Annotated in this window: 18 protein-coding genes; 15 read left to right on the top strand and 3 right to left on the bottom strand. The window is 43.0% G+C overall.

All coding sequences use genetic code 11. From position 1 onward, the window contains the following. Positions 1-19 precede the first annotated feature (19 nt). Together CRG89_RS03930 and CRG89_RS03925 are read left to right on the top strand one after the other, a co-directional pair. Complete coding sequence (locus CRG89_RS03930; protein ID WP_158648705.1) at positions 20-928, top strand: DNA double-strand break repair nuclease NurA; 909 nt, start codon at positions 20-22, stop codon at positions 926-928. Continuing rightward, entirely contained in the window at positions 921-2,528 is a 1,608-nt protein-coding gene (locus CRG89_RS03925; protein WP_103287031.1) for an ATP-binding protein, read from the top strand. The genes CRG89_RS03930 and CRG89_RS03925 overlap by 8 nt, the downstream gene beginning before the upstream one ends. Positions 2,529-2,630: 102 nt before the next feature. Here CRG89_RS03925 and CRG89_RS03920 read toward each other — a convergent pair whose 3' ends face one another. Next, a complete protein-coding gene (locus CRG89_RS03920) occupies positions 2,631-3,065 on the bottom strand; it encodes a hypothetical protein (protein ID WP_103287030.1) in 435 nt (144 codons plus the stop codon). Positions 3,066-3,190: 125 nt separating this feature from the next. Here CRG89_RS03920 and CRG89_RS03915 point away from each other — a divergent pair, with 125 nt between their 5' ends. From CRG89_RS03915 to CRG89_RS03905, 3 genes are all read left to right on the top strand, one after another. After that, positions 3,191-3,595 (top strand): CBS domain-containing protein, encoded by a 405-nt coding sequence (locus CRG89_RS03915; RefSeq protein WP_103287029.1) that lies wholly within the window; start codon positions 3,191-3,193, stop codon positions 3,593-3,595. Between the two features lie 169 nt (positions 3,596-3,764). After that, positions 3,765-4,064, top strand: a complete 300-nt coding sequence (locus CRG89_RS03910) for a V-type ATP synthase subunit F (RefSeq protein ID WP_103287028.1) — start codon at positions 3,765-3,767, stop codon at positions 4,062-4,064. Between the two features lie 43 nt (positions 4,065-4,107). Next, complete coding sequence (locus CRG89_RS03905) at positions 4,108-5,133, top strand: zinc-dependent dehydrogenase (protein WP_103287027.1); 1,026 nt, start codon at positions 4,108-4,110, stop codon at positions 5,131-5,133. An 83-nt stretch (positions 5,134-5,216) separates the two neighbouring features. Here the strand turns inward: CRG89_RS03905 and CRG89_RS03900 are convergent, their stop codons facing one another. Next, entirely contained in the window at positions 5,217-6,434 is a 1,218-nt protein-coding gene (locus tag CRG89_RS03900) for an MFS transporter (RefSeq protein WP_103287026.1), read from the bottom strand. A gap of 100 nt (positions 6,435-6,534) precedes the next feature. On the opposite strand from CRG89_RS03900, the gene lsrF reads away from it, so the two are divergent. Beyond that, on the top strand, positions 6,535-7,344 hold the full coding sequence (gene lsrF / locus CRG89_RS03895) for a 3-hydroxy-5-phosphonooxypentane-2,4-dione thiolase (RefSeq protein WP_197706572.1): 810 nt from the start codon (positions 6,535-6,537) through the stop codon (positions 7,342-7,344). A gap of 724 nt (positions 7,345-8,068) precedes the next feature. Here the strand turns inward: lsrF and CRG89_RS03890 are convergent. Further along, positions 8,069-8,476, bottom strand: a complete 408-nt coding sequence (locus CRG89_RS03890) for a toprim domain-containing protein (protein ID WP_338031972.1) — start codon at positions 8,474-8,476, stop codon at positions 8,069-8,071. Positions 8,477-8,523: 47 nt separating this feature from the next. On the opposite strand from CRG89_RS03890, the gene CRG89_RS03885 reads away from it, so the two are divergent. The 9 genes from CRG89_RS03885 (at position 8,524) to CRG89_RS03845 (ending at position 17,428) form a co-directional block, all read left to right on the top strand. Further along, on the top strand, positions 8,524-9,651 hold the full coding sequence (locus CRG89_RS03885) for an outer membrane protein assembly factor BamB family protein (protein ID WP_158648704.1): 1,128 nt from the start codon (positions 8,524-8,526) through the stop codon (positions 9,649-9,651). 80 nt (positions 9,652-9,731) lie between these two features. Then, a complete protein-coding gene (locus CRG89_RS03880) occupies positions 9,732-10,439 on the top strand; it encodes a type 1 glutamine amidotransferase (protein WP_103287023.1) in 708 nt (235 codons plus the stop codon). A gap of 8 nt (positions 10,440-10,447) precedes the next feature. Next, positions 10,448-12,556 (top strand): 3-hydroxypropionate--CoA ligase, encoded by a 2,109-nt coding sequence (locus CRG89_RS03875; protein WP_197706573.1) that lies wholly within the window; start codon positions 10,448-10,450, stop codon positions 12,554-12,556. A gap of 212 nt (positions 12,557-12,768) precedes the next feature. Next, on the top strand, positions 12,769-13,191 hold the full coding sequence (locus CRG89_RS03870; protein WP_103287022.1) for a translation initiation factor IF-2 subunit beta: 423 nt from the start codon (positions 12,769-12,771) through the stop codon (positions 13,189-13,191). A 5-nt stretch (positions 13,192-13,196) separates the two neighbouring features. Continuing rightward, positions 13,197-13,499, top strand: coding sequence for a DUF424 domain-containing protein (locus CRG89_RS03865; protein WP_158648703.1), 303 nt, complete (start codon positions 13,197-13,199; stop codon positions 13,497-13,499). Positions 13,500-13,583: 84 nt separating this feature from the next. Further along, positions 13,584-13,895 (top strand): translation initiation factor eIF-1A, encoded by a 312-nt coding sequence (gene eif1A / locus CRG89_RS03860; protein ID WP_103287020.1) that lies wholly within the window; start codon positions 13,584-13,586, stop codon positions 13,893-13,895. Between the two features lie 50 nt (positions 13,896-13,945). After that, positions 13,946-14,785 carry a serine protein kinase RIO gene (locus CRG89_RS03855; protein WP_158648702.1) on the top strand — a complete coding sequence of 280 codons (840 nt, stop codon included), beginning with the start codon at positions 13,946-13,948 and terminating at the stop codon, positions 14,783-14,785. Further along, positions 14,745-15,440 carry a KH domain-containing protein gene (locus tag CRG89_RS03850; RefSeq protein WP_197706574.1) on the top strand — a complete coding sequence of 232 codons (696 nt, stop codon included), beginning with the start codon at positions 14,745-14,747 and terminating at the stop codon, positions 15,438-15,440. Before CRG89_RS03855 ends, CRG89_RS03850 begins: the two co-directional genes overlap by 41 nt. Beyond that, positions 15,437-17,428 (top strand): DNA topoisomerase VI subunit B, encoded by a 1,992-nt coding sequence (locus CRG89_RS03845; protein ID WP_197706575.1) that lies wholly within the window; start codon positions 15,437-15,439, stop codon positions 17,426-17,428. Before CRG89_RS03850 ends, CRG89_RS03845 begins: the two co-directional genes overlap by 4 nt. The last annotated feature ends 345 nt before the right edge of the window (positions 17,429-17,773 follow it).

Below are 17,773 nucleotides of genomic sequence, written 5' to 3'. Positions count from 1 at the left end.
TTGGAGCAAGAGTATATTTATGCTGTTTGAGGTGTATGAGCATGCACTGATGAAGAGAGAGGAGATAATCAGCAAGGTAAGGAATGCAAAGGATTTGCTTGAGAATGCAAGGAGAAGGTGGGTTGAGTATGAGCCATCTCCAGAGAGAAGCATGCTTGCTGGTGTTGATAGTAGTTTCAACTACATAGTGTACAAAGGCTTCTACCTCTATGCTATAGCAGGTGTATCCATAACTAGTGATGGTTCATTCCTTGCTAAGCCTAAGATGGAGGTTGATGCAGCAAACCTGCCACAAGCACAGGAGAAGGTTGGTTATGATGATGGTGATGGTAATGAAGTAAGCATAGATGATAAGGGTTTTATAAGTCCAAGGAATGAGTTGCTTGCCAAATGTATAGGGGTTGAGCATGACCTTGCAAGTGAGAGCATGGACAAAGCAGACTACATACTCATAGATGGCTCATTGCTTGCTAGGTTCTATGATAGGAGGAATAGGAGGTTCGTTGCAGTTTATGAGTATGCAAAGGAGTTGATGAAGAGTAGCAAGGTACTATTCATAGCAAAGACCTCTGCAAGCAATGCAATACTCAAGGGCAACCTTGCTGATATATATTACTTCAGTAGAGCAACGCTCAATGCAGGCTATATCTTGAGTGTGCAGAAGGCAGGCAATGATGATATAACTGTAGTCTATGCTAGGCTCAAGCAATGCACGCCCATACTTAAGGTTGAGATGCCTGGAGAGAGGAGTGAGCAGGAGGTTAGGGATATGCTTAACATGCTCTACCCTGAGAGCATCTCAGGCTACCCTTATGTGCTTAGGCTAGCACATGAACGATGCAAGATAAGCAACGATGATATGCTCAAAGTTGCAGATCTGCTTGGGTTAAGCATAGAGGAAGGGGGGAGGGATGTTCTGAATGAGTAATGCAGGCAATGCAAGTGTTGATGGACCTCTAGGCTTTGTAGTTGGTGAAGCATACCCATACAAGTTTACGTTCATAGCAAAGAGAGCAATAAGCGTTGGTGAATACGTTGTTGTTGATGCAAATAGTAGAAGGATACTAGGCATGGTTGAGCACTCATCAATAAGGAGTAGCATAATGGATGGTGTAACTAACTATCATGCAGCATATGAAGGCAAGGCTATAGCAGAGAGGAATGTTAGGGATAAGAGTTATCTAGCACTGGTTAGAGTTCTAGGTTATACAGATGAACTAATCAATGGCAAGGTTACACTACCTTCGTTGCCTCCTGAACCTGGGAGTATGGTGTTTGAGGCAAGCAGGGATGAACTCAAGGTATTCAGCCTCTATGGTCTGCCATGGATAAGGATAGGCTCCCTGCTTAGGAATGCTAGCGTTGATGTATCAGTCAACCTTGATAGACTTGCTAGTAGGCATCTAGCCATACTATCTGTTACTGGAGGAGGTAAATCAAACCTACTTGCACTTATAGCAAAGAGGATAGCAGAGTTGAATGGTACAATGATAATATTCGATTACCATGGTGAATATACAGATATCGAGATGAGTAATGTGGAGGTTATGGATGCAAAGATAAACCCTAGATACATAGATGAGGCTGAGAGGCTTGCTGACCTGCTAGAGGTGAGGGAGTATGCTACTGTGCAGAGGGAAGTGCTAGGCAAGGCATTAACCGATGATGTTAAGAGCAGTACTGACTTTTGGGCAGCATTGAAGGCAAACATAGATGCGTTGAAGGATATGGAAGAGCAGAAGGGTAGCAAGAAGAATGTTCAGATCATAAAGGCTTGTGATAGGCTACAGGGTATAATAGATTCAGCGGTTAGGAGGCTAGGCTCACTACTTGATACAAGTCAGCGTAGGCCATTGGATATGCTTAGACCAAACAAGGTTAACATACTTAACATGATAGAGTTCACAGAGAAGCAGGCAAACATAGCTATAGCATACTACCTTGAAGAGATACTGGAGGATAGGAAGAGGGCTGAGAGATTGAGGAGTGGAAGAGGAGTAGAGGTAAGGAGTAGTATTAGCAGTAATAGTGGTAGTGGTAGCATGGATTCCACCAATGTTAAGTTCGATACCCCAGTGATATGTGCAATAGAGGAGGCACATGTATTCCTGCCAAACAATAAGGATACGGATGCAAAGTACATAGCAAGCAAGATAGCAAGAGAGGGTAGGAAGTTTGGTGTATCCCTTATCATAGTCTCGCAGAGGCCTAGGAGGCTTGATCAGGATGTTCTAAGCCAGATGGGTTCTCTAGCCATATTAAGGCTTACAAACCCAGATGATCAGAGGTACATAAATGAGGCTAGCGAGGTTCTTAGCAAAGAACTTCTAGAGTATCTACCATCACTCAACGTTGGTGAGGCTATACTTGTTGGACAGTGGGTCAATGTACCGTCTATAGTGAAGATTGAGGAGGTTAGGGAGAAGAGGGTAGGTGGAGATATAAGTGCTGTTGAGCAGTGGAGATCAAGCAAAAGGCATAGCAAGATTGCTAAGGAGAGGACTGAGGATCTAATAGCCATAGATTGATTATTTATTATAGGTAGATAGATGATGAATAGTTACATGCTTGCAAGCAAGCATACAAACAAGCATGTAAGCAAGCAAGCAAGAATGCTTATGTTATTGTATCTATACCTGTGGATACGGCAATGGATTGGGCTCTGGTATAGGCATATGCTCCCCTACCATAGGCAGAATCATGCTCATAGCAAGTGAGAATATGAACGCAAGTACTATGAATACGATCACTGCTAGTACTGCTATGCCAAATGCCCTTATCCAACCTGTCTTGAAGATGCTCTTGTAGACCCATAACCATGATATGAATGCAAGTATCATAGCAGGTATAGATGCTTGTGCACCAAGGATGCTTCCAAGCAACATTACAGATACAAGCACTACACCTGCATACACTATTGGACCTAGGGCAGTTGCTCCCATGGCATGGATAAGCCTCACCCTCCCTGCAGTAAGTATCTTTGCTGAGATGTACACTGGTATAGATACTGCAGCCCATAACCCTACAAGCGTTACTACAAATATAACACTAGCAAGTATATCCATGTCTATCCATACACACCTCCCTTCATCTTAATGATAACCATCTTTCCTTAGTATTTATCATCATTGTATAAAAATACTGCAACTGAAAGGACACGTTTTTAAACCCATCATTCATGAGCTAACATGTGGATATACTGCTGAAGGATATAATGATAAGGAATGTGGTAACGATAAGCCCAGATAAGACTGCTCAGGATGCAGCAAGGCTTATGGCTGAGCATGGTATAGGAAGCGTTGTAGTCATGGACTCTGACAAGGTTATTGGGATAATTACTGAGAGGGATCTGGTAAGAAAGGTCTGTGCAAAGGATATACCAAGCAGCAAGGTCAAGATACAGGATGTTATGAGCGCTCCAATAATAACTGCAGAGCCAGATCTACCTATAGAGGCTGCAGTGCAGAGGATGTTCAACAACAAGATAAGGAGGCTTCCAGTGGTTGAGAATGGCAAGTTGGTAGGCATAGTAACCATCTCTGATATAGCAAAGCATATGCGCACAAAGTGGTTGATAGAGAAGATATTCGAATGAGGATGCGTGTGATAACACTGCTACTGGTTACTATCATTTACCATCAATTAATCAATAGTAATGTAACCTTCTTCATTCTTTTATACCTAAGCATAGATGATGAGTCTTATTTATCTATTGGGTAGTTAGATTAAAATTGCTATAACCTACAGAGAAGGTAGATAATGGTATGCGTGTAGTAGCCTTAGGTAGCAAGGTATTCGTTACAAGCTTCCAGATGGCTGGTGTTGAAGGCATAAGTGTAGACTCACCCATGGATGCACTAAGCAAGATAAATGCCCTTGTAGGTAAGAGCAACGAGGTTGGGCTCATACTGGTAAGTGATGATATAGCAGCAGGGATAAGGAAAGAACTAACTGAGATAAGGGCAAAGAATCCCATACCAATAATATTTGAGTTGCCAGCACCAGGGAGCAAGAAGGTTCAGATCAACTATAGAGCACTGCTCAAGCAGATACTAGGCATATAATAAATCAAATATTATTATATATCCTTCCTGTTAAAGGTGCAGTATGAAAGCAGTACTCATAGAGAGTGATGGTGTATGCATAAAGGATGTTCCTATGCCCAATCTTGGAGAAGGTGATATACTGGTTAGGATGCGTGCATGTGGGCTCTGTGGCTCAGATATAGAGAAGGTCTATGGTAGATACGGTGTTGTCTCTAGGAGGCTTGGGCATGAGCCTGCTGGGGAGGTTGTTGCTGTAGGGGAGAGGGTTAAGGGTATAAGGGTTGGGGATAGAGTATTTGTGCACCACCATGTGCCATGCTACTCATGCTACTACTGCAACCATGGAGACTATACCATGTGCGAGTATTATCAGAAGAGTAACATAGAACCCTGTGGACTTGCTGAGCTCTTCCTTGTGCCAGAGTGGAATGTAAGCAGGGGAGGGGTTATAGTGCTTCCAGAGCATGTTAAATTTGAGGATGCAGCAATGATAGAACCTTTAGCATGTTGCATAAAGGCTTTAAATGCATCATCGATGGCAAAGGGAGATAGCGTTGCTGTGCTAGGTGTTGGACCTGCTGGTATCATGCATGTAATGCTTGCAAGGTTGAATAATGCAAGTAAGGTTATTGCTGTTGATGTTAATGACTTTAGGCTTGATTTTGCTAGCAGGGTTGGGGCAGATATCTCAGTTAATGTAAAGAGGGATGATCCAGTGCAGATAGCAAGGGATGCAACTGAGCAGAGGGGTGTTGATGTAGCAATAGTTGCAACTGGCAACGTTGATGCTGTGCATACAGCGCTGAGGATGGTTAGGAGAGGGGGTAAGGTTGTGCTATTTGGTGTACCATCAAAAGGCACCATCATCCAACTTGATCTCAACCATATATTCAACAATGAGATAAAGATGGTGCCAAGCCTTGCTGCATCTGATTATGATACTAGGGAGGCGTTCAACCTCATAGCAAGCAAGAGGATAGATATAGCAAGGATAATAACGCATAGGTTTAGGCTAGATGATGCTATAAATGCTATAGAGTGTGCTCACAGGGCTAGTGATGCCATGAAGGTTATAGTTACAGATTGATCTATGCATGTACGTTTATTGATTGATTATGATGGTATAGTATGGCATGATACTGTACAATATGGTATTATGGTATGATATGGTTATGAAGTCAACTGCCTCAACATCCTAGCGTATCTGTTAGAGAGGTTATGTCTTATATTCTGTAACATCGTAATTCTCATAGAGCCTCTCCTCCAATCATTTACAGCAATCACAAATGATGCAAAGCAGAGGAGGGATGAGAGTAGCATTACACTCCTCAATCCAGCAAACTCTGCTACTATACCGCCAATAAGGGAACCTATTATTATGGAAATGCTCATGTAAGATTCTAGCAGTGCTGTGGATGATGCCCTCTCCCCATCATTATTCCTAAGGAGTATATAGAGAGAGCCTAGGTAGAGCATGCTCCATGATATGCCTAGCAGTATCTGTGCTGGTATGATGTGTAGGTATGTACTTGATGAGTAGTATGTTAGGAACACAACAGAGGATAACAGTACACCTACCTGTATTAACATATGCATATTTGCATCTGACCTTACCCTCTTCATAACAGTATTCATGAATAGGAACTGGACTAGTGCGTTAATCGCATATATACTGCCAAGCTCTACTCCATTAAGCCTCAACTCTTGGTTCAGGAAGATTGGGAATATGCTCCATGTTGCTGCAGCACCTACATGCCTTAGCATGAACGATGTGTATATTCTACCATTCTTCCTTGCTAGTTGCAATAATGAGCCAGCAACATAAGCCTTGCTTGCATCTGCTCTAACCTTCAGCCCAAGGGATGTTATGAACCCAGCAAGGAATATAGATCCAGTAAGTATGAAGGCTAGTGTGTAACTGCTTGTTAACTGCTGTACAATGCTAGATGCCATTGTTCCCATAAGCCATCCAAGTGAGCCAAATGATACTACACCAGCAAGTTTACCATTATTGCCTTTATCATGTGATAGTGCAAGCATAGCCCCAGCATACATGCCAGTAGCAACACCAGCAGCAAGCCTTACAAGCATAAGCGTAAAGCCATCATATGCAAGTACATGGGCGAAGAATGCAAATGATGATGCAAGGAAGCCTAGCCTTACAAACTTGACCATCGCACCACACTTATCTGCAAGCCTACCAAAGTATGCATAGGATAAGGCTTGGGTTATACCATACCCTGCTGCTATAATACCAACCAGTATGTATGAGCCTGTAAGTGTGTTTGCAAGTATGGGTATGAAGAGGGCAGATGCACCAAGAGAGGAGTTGGCGAAGAGGTTGAGTGCCTTTAACCTTGCTTTATTATCGCCATCACCACTAGCCATTATGGTCTTATACGATATAAGAATTCAATAACCAACTAATAAACATATGTATGTGCCGTGAAGCAACAGAGTTAAATAATCATCCATTACTCATTATGGTATGAGCATGGACTGGGGTATGAGGAATAGGCTATCAAGGATATTCAAGAGCGATGGTAAGACCGTCATGCTTGCTGTTGATCATGGATACTTCCAAGGACCAACAACTAGGCTGGAGAACCCTAGGCGCACAATAGAGCCATTACTACCATACGCTGACTCTATAATGCTTACTAGAGGGGTGTTAAGGAACTGTGTAGATGCAAGGGCAGATGTACCTGTAGTGCTTAGGGTATCTGGAGGGGTAAGCATACTCAAGGAGGATCTATCTGATGAGGATATAACCACTAGCATAGAAGAGGCTATAAGGCTCAATGCATCTGCCCTAGCACTATCCATATTCGTTGGTGAGCACCATGAGCATAGAACGCTAGTCAACTTGGCAAGGCTTGTTGACGAGGCTGAGCGCTATGGCATACCAGTGCTAGCAGTTACAGCAGTTGGGAGGGAGATGGCTAGGGATGCAAGGTATCTAGCATTGGCATGTAGGATAGCAGCGGAGTTAGGTGCAAGGCTTGTCAAGACATACTACTGTGAGAACTTTGAGAAGGTGGTTGATAGTTGCCCTGTACCATTGGTCATTGCAGGAGGGAAGAAGATACCAGAGCGTGATGCGCTACAGTTAACATACAATGCTGTAAGGGATGGTGCAGCAGGAGTAGATATGGGCAGGAACATATGGCAGTCAGATCATCCAGTAGCAATGATAAGGGCAGTTAGGGCGATAGTGCATGATAACGCTAGCGTTGATGAGGCATGGCAGATATTCAATGAACTGAAGGGGAAGGAGGAGGTTGTAGTTAAGCAGTAACAATAAGAAGAACGAGATTGTCTAGATAACATTTTATGCAGTTTCTTCTAATTAACCTCACGAATAGATTAAACTATATTATTAGAAGTCTCATATATTCAAGAGGAATAAGGTACTTTAGAGGATACGGTTCTTGCTGATGCATATATACACTATTCTGGCTTATCATTAAGAGCATATCTAATGAAGGTTATCGTATGAAGCTGTTAGACAATTAATGGTACTGCTATTACGAGCATATTGAAGGAGCCTGAGAAGAGACTAAGTATATTGGATGCAGAACTATTCCTTAAGCAGATACTTTGAGTGATAATAAACCATTGATCCTTGTAGATAAGGCATGGTATGTATTAGTAGATGCATTAATGCTAGGCTTAGAGTGAGCATTGCTAGAGGTAGAGGAATAGCATATATAGAGTCATGAATGGTTTTGCAAGGTTGAAGGAAGAGTAGGCTTCTTAGCATTCTACATATAACAATAACTTTCTACTAAGGTCATCTATTATCTATAAGAGTTCCTCCTTATAGCAAGTTCCTTGCATTATCAGCAAGGAACTTAAAATTATCCTTGCTATCATATGCTCCATCTTTACTTCTTGTAAGCAAGCCAATACTTCTAAATACTAGGGAACTAACTTAGGATGCATTGAACATTGTTAGCATATAAACAATAATGGCGAAGGCTATTAACATAAATCAACCGATCTCTGCTAGATCATTAAGACTAGGCAGATAGATCTGCTAAAGGATTGCTCATCGCTATACTATACCTGTACGCCATCAACTCCTCTATGCTCCTTATCCTCCCTCTAGTTATCTCCATGAGCCTCCTCTTGTAGAAGAGGTCTACACTCTTCCTGTTCGCTATCATGCATAGTAGCCTCTGTGTGAGGTACCTGCCCTTGCTATCCATATCAAGAAGTAGTATAACCTTGCTTGCATGCTCAAGGTTATCTACAACTCTACTAAGGCCTCTATGGCTGTTGAGTACTGTTATCTTGCCAGAGAAGCCAAGTGCCTTCAGAGCATTGCTATCCCTCTTACCCTCAACCAACACAACAGCACCATTAGTACTCTCATAGTTGAGCATCTCTATGAAATCCTTTATCTGCTTAACCTCTTGCTCATCCACCCTCTCCAACGGTAGATATTAAATGTATTGGGATTTAAATGTTGTATGTGGGCGAATACTGCTGGGGATCGTTCAAGTGTGATGAGAGGAGGAGAAGTGCTGTAAAGCATAGTATAGCAAGGAGACCATCACTGCAATGGATGCTTAGACTTGAGCCCATGGTTGCTTCATGTATATGCTCTGGAAGGATGCTCTATGCATCAACACTTGCTGGATGCATATATGGTGTAGAGTTATCAGGCAGGATAAGATGGGTGCATAGATGCTCCATCCCCATAGTATCTACCCCAGTGCTGGTTGAGGATGGATGGGAGAAAGGTATCATCGTAGCATCTACATTCAGCACATGGCTTGATGAGAATGATGGTAATAAAAACAATGTAAACAACAATGTAAACAGTGTATTTGCATTAGATGCTGATGATGGTAGCATGCTATGGGAGTTGAGTATAGAGGGAGATGTATTCTCATCACCATGCTATGCAGATAGCCTTGTAATATTTGGGGCATTAGATGGTTATGTGTATGCAGTAGATGCATATACTGGGAGAATAGCATGGAGGTTCAAGACTGGAGGGGAGGTGTGGTCAAGCCCAGCATATGATAGCAAGAGGAGGATTATCATAATAGGCTCTGATGACTCTAACGTATACTCTCTAGCGTTGGATGATGGTATGCTTGTATGGCAGAGCACACTTGATGGTAAGGTAAGGTCATCATCACCATGCATAGCAAGTGAGCATGTATTCATCTCAACATACTCTGGCCATGTTTACTGCATCAGTATGGATGGCTCTATAGAATGGAGTAGAAGGGTATCAGAGCATCCAATACTCTCATCACCAGCGTACTCCAACTCTAGGGTATTCTTTGGCTCCTCTGATACATACGTTTATGCCCTAGATGCAAGGGATGGGAGCATGCTGTGGAGGGTTAAGACAAACAACAAGGTATGGTCAACCCCAGCAATAGCAGAGGGTAATGATACACTAATAGCATGCTCTCTAGACTCTAGGGTATATGCTATAGATGCTGATACTGGTATGCTACTATGGGTATTCCCTACGATGGATGCTATAGATGCATCGCCATGCATATGCCATGACAGGATATTCATAGGTTCTAGGGACGGTGTACTTTATGCGTTTGGTTATGCACCAGATTATATAAGATGATATGTGTATGGATAACTATCGTTGCTGCACTCAACTCTTCTCTATTATTGAGTTATATTACACCCATACAATAAGACTTTATGCCTAGAGTACTTGCTGTACAGAATGCTGTATGTGAGCATTTAGGCACCCTTAAGCATATGTTTGAGCATGATGGCTTCTCGATAGATACTGTTATTGCAGTTAAGGAGCAACTCCCAGATACCCTAGAGGGTTACGATGCACTTGTAGTGCTTGGAGGTCCAGCATCTGCATACGATGATCTAGCATATCTGAGGAGGGAGGAGATGCTCATACAGGATGCTTTGAGGCATAACATACCTATGCTTGGAATATGTTTGGGTTCTCAACTACTAGCCAAGGTAGCAGGGGCTAGAGTCTATAAAGGGCATATTAAGGAGATAGGCTGGTATACAGTAAGCATAACAGAGCATGGTCTTAGATCCATATTCAGAGGCTTGGATGATAGCATCCTAGTCTTTCATTGGCATAACGATACATATGATCTTGCAAGCAGTGCTGTGAGGCTTGCATACTCTAACCATTACCCTAATCAGGCATTCATACTTGGCAGTGCTATAGGCATCCAGTTCCATGTGGAGGTTGATGAGCAGATGGTAGAGGAATGGGTTGAGGAGTATAGGCAGGAGGTTCATGATGCAGGTATAAGCATAGATGCGCTCATGCATGACATAAGGCATAGAGCAGGGATGCTTGAGCATACAGCAAATATACTCTACAGGAACTTCAGGAGCATGATAAGTTTATATAAAAATACTGGCAAGTGAACGCATTGATGGGCATGAGTGTAGAGCAGGTACTCAAGGAGACTATGGCAAACAAGCATAAGGTGGTAACTGAGGAGCAGGCTAAGCAGATACTAACATCTTATGGCATAAAGGTTCCAGCATATGCGTTAGTAAGGAGTGCAGATGAGGCTGTGCAAGAGGCTAGAAGGATAGGCTTCCCTCTGGTGATGAAGGTTGTCTCTCCAGAGATACTGCACAAGACAGATGTTGGAGGGGTAAGGGTTGGGATAAAGAGTGAGCAAGAGGTAAGGGATGCATTCAACGATATGTATGGAAGGCTGGCATCAAAGTACGAAGTTAAAGGCATACTCCTTGAGAAGATGGTACCTCAAGGAGTGGAGATGATAGTTGGGTTGCAGTACGATGAGCAGTTTGGACCAGTGATAATGCTTGGGCTTGGAGGGATATTCACTGAAGTGTTTAGGGATGTATCCTTCAGGATGCTCCCAATAAGCAAGGAGGATGCTCTAGCAATGATAGAGGAGTTGAATGGCAAGAAGGTGCTTGAAGGGTTCAGAGGCTCAAAGCCAATAGACAAGAACATGCTTGCTGAGGCTCTAGTCAACATAGGAAGGCTTGGAATGGATATAGCAGCATACTACGATAGCATAGACTTCAACCCCATAGTACTTTACCCAGATGACTATGCTGTTCTAGATGCAAAGATGATACTTAGAGAGAAGCCATTGGATAATCCAATCTCAAATGCTGAGCCAAACATAAGGCATATGGAGAAGTTCTTCTACCCCAAATCGATAGCAGTTGTAGGGGCATCAGCAACTCCAGGCAAGGTAGGGTATTCAGTACTTGATAGTCTAGCGATGCATGAGTACAAGGGTGAGGTATACCCCATAAACCCAACTAGGGATCAGATCATGGGCATTAAAGCATACAAGTCTCTAGAGGATATAGGCAAGCCTGTAGACCTTGTAGTTGTTGTTGTTGATGTGCTTCAAACACCAGCGATAATGGAGCAGGCAGCAAAACTTGGCATCCATAACATCCTAATCATCTCTGGAGGAGGCAAGGAGTTGGGAGGGGAGAGGGCAGAGGCTGAGCGCAAGATAAAGGAACTTGCTGATAAGTATGATATGCGTGTCATAGGGCCAAACTGCATAGGTATGTTCAATGCAGAGAATAGGCTTGATGCTGCATTCCAAGGTCATGTAAGGATGATAAGACCACCATTGGGCCCTGTATCCTTCCTCACCCAGAGCGGTACAATAGGCATATCATTCATGGAGAGTGCTGAGTCATTTGGTATGAGTAAGATGATAAGTTATGGCAATAGGGCTGATGTGGATGAGGCTGATATGATATGGTACCTAGCGAATGATCCCAATACAAAGGTTATAGGACTCTACGTTGAGGGCTTTGGTGATGGTAGGAAGTTTGTTAACACAGCAAGGCGTGTGATAAGGGAGAAGGGCAAGCCAATAGTGATATGGAAGAGTGGTAGAACCAAGAGGGGTGCAAAGCAAGCAGTATCCCATACAGGCTCAATGGGAGGGAGTTATGAGGTAGTCAAGGGAGCATTGAAGCAGGCTGGTGTTATACTAGTTGATAGTTATCAGGAGCTTGTAGGGACGTTGAAGGCACTTGCATGGCAGCCAGCAGCAAAGGGTAACAGGGTAGCACTTGTATCTAATGGGATAGGACCTGTGATCTCTGCAGTTGATCACTTTGAGAGGCTAGGGTTAGAGGTTGCTCAGATAACAGATGCAACGCTCAAAGCATTCAAGGAGCACTATCCACCAACATTCGTTATAGGCAACCCAATGGATGTTACAGGTTCAGCAACATCTAGCGATTACAAGTTTGCAATAGAACGCTTCATGGAGGATCCAAACGTAGATATAATAATGCCTTGGTTCGTCTTCCAAGATGATCCACTGGATGAGAATATAGTGCAGGTTCTTGCAGAACTTAACAGGATGAGGAGGAAGCCTATACTTGCTGGTGCAATAGGAGGACCATATACAGCAAGGATGGTCAAGGAGATAGAGAAGGCTGGAATCCCTGTTTACAATGAGATACTGCCATGGGTCAAGGCTGCAAGTGCATTAGCAGAATGGGGAAGGTTAAGCAAGCAGTAGTAGATGATATATTTTCTTTATTATATCCTGTTTTTAATTTAGAGTTTCTTCTTTCTACATAAAATGTTAAATAGGATGCGTAAAAGGTTGATCATCTAGAACTAGTGTTCACTGTTGAGATAACTGGTGATGTTAGCAGTGCTATTAGAATATGGTAATGCATGTATATATATGCATGAAGGTATATTACTAGGCATATCCTATATTCAGGCATGGATGATTCAAGGTATGAGATGCTCCTGCAAAGGTTATACAGTAAGATACCAGCAAGGAGTGAGAAGGGTGCATTCAGGCTTGAGATACCACAACCAGATGTAGTATGGTCTGGGAATAGAACAATCTTGAGGAACTTCGATGACTATCCAAAGATACTACGCAGGGATCCAGAGAAGCTACTACTCTTCCTAGCAAAGGAGATAGGCACGTCAGCAAATATAGTAAATGAGAAGGCGTTCTTCGTTGGCAAGTGGGAGTCAACGATCTTCCACTCACTACTCCAGAAGTACATCAAGGAGTATGTTGTATGCCCTGTATGCAACTCACCAGATACAAGGGTTGAGAAGGTTAAGAGGCTTGTATTCCTTACATGTGAAGCATGTGGAGCGAGGTCACCTATAAAGGGCAAGTTCGTCTAGCAGATATGTACTACTCTAGAAGCATACAGTACCAAGGTTCACTGATGATAAATATATGCGATGCAGAACTCATAGGTAGCAGGATAAGGGAGGGTAACCTAGAGGTTGAGATAAGCAAGGATTACTTCCATGAGCGTATAGGGGAAGAGGATGCTATAGCACTGCTCAGATCATGCTCAATAGCAAACCTCGTTGGTAAGAGGATAGTAGCAAAGGCGTTGGAGATGAGGTTAGCATCACCACATAGCGTAAGATATATAAATGGGGTGCCATTCCTCATGCTCTTCAAGTTCGTGCATACATACTGACTAACTGTGATTGCCTTCCTAACAGTTGTCCATCTAATATCAAAAATCCAAAACTAGAAATAGATTATTGTATATATGATACGCATGGGTAAGAGAAAGGTCCTTAGTGAGGCTGAGCTTAAGGAGTTGGTGTTACCAGCAGAGGGTGAGATACTTGGCAGAGTTATAAAGATGCTTGGGAGCGACCATGTACTTGTGAAGTGTGTTGATAACAAGAATAGGATAGCAAGGATAAGGGGCAAGTTGAAGAGGAAGATATGGGTTAGGGATAATGATGTTGTGTTAGTAGCACCATGGGAGTTCAAGAGTGATGAGAGAGGAGATGTGGTATGGAGGTACACCCTTGCACAGGTTGACTGGCTCAAGGCAAATGGTTACCTCCCACAGGATTTTTAGTTTAGTAGTTATTGTATATGCTAGCATATGCATCATCGAGGTGTATCTTCATGAATTATTATAATAATAATAATGATAGAAGTGAGGAGAGGATAGATAAGAGAGTGCTAAGGGAACTTATTAGGATAGATAGGGAGCAGAGGAGCAGGGAGAAGGATGAGTCTCTAGTGAAGGTAAGGGAGGAGGTATTCGATACCAAGACCATGCTTACACTCTACAGCATCATGAACTCTGGCTACCTTGCATATCTCAATGGTGTAGTTGCAAGTGGGAAGGAGTCTAGAGTATACTGGGGGGTTGCAGAGGATGGGAGCAGTATAGCAGTTAAGATCTATCTTGTTGCTACAGCAGAGTTCAGACATAGGCTACAGTACATAGTTGGTGATCCTAGGTTCAAGAGGGTTAAGAGAGGTATACGTAACATAGTCATGCTCTGGGCAAGGAAGGAGTTCAAGAACCTTAGCAGGGCATACTCAAGTGGTGTAAGTGTACCAAAGCCCATATACGTTAAGGATAATGTACTCCTTATGGAGTTCATAGGCAGCAATGGCATGCCAGCACCAACCCTTAATCAGTGCAATGTATGCAAGGAGCATTATGATCAGGTTATAGATAACCTCATCAAACTATACAGGGATGCTAGACTTGTTCATGCAGATCTCTCAGAGTTCAACATCTTCCTCCATCATGGTGATAGGATTGTGATATTCGACTTTGGTTCTGCTGTTGATGTTAAGCATCCAAATGCTCAAGAGTTCCTTCTCAGGGATATAATGAATGTTAACAGGTTCTTCAGCAAGCAGGGTGTAGAGGTTCATGATATAAATTATCTACTCAGTATTATAAGGGATGATGGAGTTCAGGCAAGTAGTGAAGGTACCAAGGGATAGAATTGGTGTGCTTATAGGTAAGGATGGTATGGTGAAGGAGATGGTTGAGAAGAGATGCAATGTTAAACTCTACATAGATGGTGATGATGATGTAAGTGTAGCAATAGTGAGCAAGGATGATGCTACTTCTCCTACTTCTACTTCTGTTTCTACTTCTACTACTCCTGCTGAAGCTATAGACATTAAGGTATTCAAGGCTGTAGAGTTTGTAACAGCAATAGCAAGAGGCTTCTCACCAGATCGTGCAGTGAGGCTACTTAACGATGAGGAGTGTATGATAAACGTTATAAATCTAAAGGATCATGTTGGTAGATCACATAATGCATTGCAGAGGATCAAGGGCAGGATTATAGGCTCCAATGGGAAGGCTAGAAGGTTGATAGAGGAGTTGACAGGAGCATACATCTCAGTATATGGGCACTATGTTGCTATCATAGGCAAGGCTGAAGAGGTCAGGCTTGCAGGTGAGGCTGTTACTATGCTGATAAATGGTAGCATGCACTCAACAGTATACAACATGCTCCAGAAGGCTAGAAGGCGTGCAAAGATGGAGAGGCTCAAGTTATGGGAGGAGGGTGAAGAAGGTGTTGGTTATCTTGATGCTACTAGCAAGAGTGATGTTGGTAGTAGTAGTGGTGGTGATGATGAAGGATGAGCATATTTGCAGAGATAAGCCCATCTGAGTTCTTCTACAGGAATAGAGATCTAGCAGGATTCAGCAACCCAACAAGGGCAATATACATGACTGTAAGGGAGTTGGTAGAGAACTCTTTGGATGCATGTGACTCCTCAAGCATACTGCCTGAGATAAGTGTATCTATACGTGAGCAGAGCGATCTTCAAGGTATGCCAGACCCCAAACATTACACAGTAACGGTCAAGGATAATGGACCTGGAATAGAGCCAGAGTATGTACCTCTAGCATTTGGTAAGGTGCTCTATGGTACGAAGTTCACACTAAAGCAGAATAGAGGCATGTTTGGTTTAGGAGCAACCATGGCTATACTCTATGGTCAGATAACAACCAACAAACCAGCCGTGATAAGGACTGTAAGGGATGGGTATGCATATGAGTATGTTATGATGCTTGATATACAAAGGAACAAGCCTATAATATTGAGGAGGAACAGTGTTCAGGTTGATGATGCTGGAAGGGGGTTAGAGATAAGCATAACCCTACTTGGGGACTATTCTAAAGCACAACAGAAGGTCAGAGATTACATAGCACAGACAGCACTCATCACTCCATATGCAGATATAGTGCTTGAGGAGCCTAATGGGAGTAGCATATCATTCAAGAGGATAATGGATAAGATGCCTAACCCTCCAGTTGAGGTTAAGCCTCACCCAGCAGGTATAGATGTTGAGACCCTAAGGAGGCTTATACAGAGCGAGATAGGCTCCATAGCATTGCATGAGGTTAAGGATAGGTTCATCAAGGATGTGTTAAGATCAAGTGATAAAAGCATTGCTGATGCTGCAAGGGAGCGCTGGGATAGGCTATCTACTAGCATGAAGACTGCAGCATCACTGCTAGTCATGCTGAATATCAGCGTTGAGGATATGGATAAGGTTAGGATAGATAGGATAGATCCACTTGTAAATGAGATACACTACACAACACTGCTTGATGGTGAGTATAAGAGTGTTAAGATCAACGATCTTGAACCATTCAGATCCCATCTACTCTCCATAGCAATGGGTGATACACTCATCTCCTTCCTTGTAAAGAACTTCCAGAGGGTAGGGTTGAGCACAGCCAAGAGGTTCCTTGCATTTGCAGATATGGATGAAGGGAAGAGGATAGGCATGCTAAGCAATGAGGAGATAGTTAGACTTGCAGATGCAATGCAGAGATACGATGGCTTCCTCCCTCCAGATGCAACATGCCTCTCTCCAATAGGAGAGGAGGCACTAGAGGCAGGGATGAGGAGCATATTCAAGCCAGAGTTTGTAGCAGTTGTGCAGAGGCCTCCAAGTGCATACTCTGGCTTCCCATTCATAGTTGAGGTAGGGATAGCGTATGGAGGGAGTATAGAGGGTAAGGGGATAAGGCTCTACAGGTTTGCAAACAAGATACCCTTGCTTTATGATGAGGGGAGTGACGTCGCATGGAAGGTTATAGAGGAGATAGATTGGGCAAGGTACAAGGTTAAGGAGGATGAGATGCCAATAGCAATAGTAACTCACATATGCTCAACCAGGATACCATACAAGACTGTAGGTAAGGAGTACATAGCAGATAGGCCAGAGATAGAGTATGAGTTGAAGAACGCAATAAGGTTCCTTGCAAGGAGGCTATCGATATACCTTAGCAAGAAGGGTAGTATTGCAATGGCAAAGAAGAGGCTTGGTTTGTACTCAAGGTATATACCATTACTTGCAAGGTTTGTTACAGAGTTGAGTAGGGCTGAAAGGATGCCTAAATACAAAGTACTCTTGAGGCTAGGTGAACAGTATGAGCAGGAGATTACAAGTATGGGATTAGGAGCAGGGATGAGTGGAGAGGCTGGTGATGGAGGTGTAGATGGAGAGGTTAGTGGTATTGGTATTGGTAGTATGGAGAATGGTGGGGATAGGAGTGGTGTAGGGGGTGTAGAGGTAGAGGGAGATGGTCAGGGTAAAGGGAAAGAAGAAAGGTAAGGGAAAGGGAGAGGTAAAGAGTGGATACAAGGCTAAGGATAGGGATAAAGCCAAGGGTTATGATAAGAGTAGAGGTAGATATAGTAGAGAGAAAGGTAGGGTCAGGGGTAGAAGCAGAAGTATAAGTAAGGAACGCAACAGCAGTAGCAGCAGTAGTAGTAGCAGTAAGATGGTTAGCAGTAATAGCAATAGGATTACAGGTAGTGGGAAGATGATGAGGAGGGGGAAGAAGAAGGAGCAGATTTATAGAGAGAGGGTTGGATCGAAGGATACTGATGTTATAAAGGTTATGGGGAGTTACAGTTACAAGGGTGTAAGCAATAACAGTAGTAGGATCTCTATGAA

It is taken from the genome of Candidatus Nitrosocaldus islandicus (genome assembly GCF_002906215.1).
Taxonomy (GTDB): Archaea; Thermoproteota; Nitrososphaeria; order Nitrososphaerales; family Nitrosocaldaceae; genus Nitrosocaldus; species Nitrosocaldus cavascurensis.
Note: the sequence above shows the minus strand (reverse complement) of the source record. Positions and strands in the feature narration are given on the sequence as shown.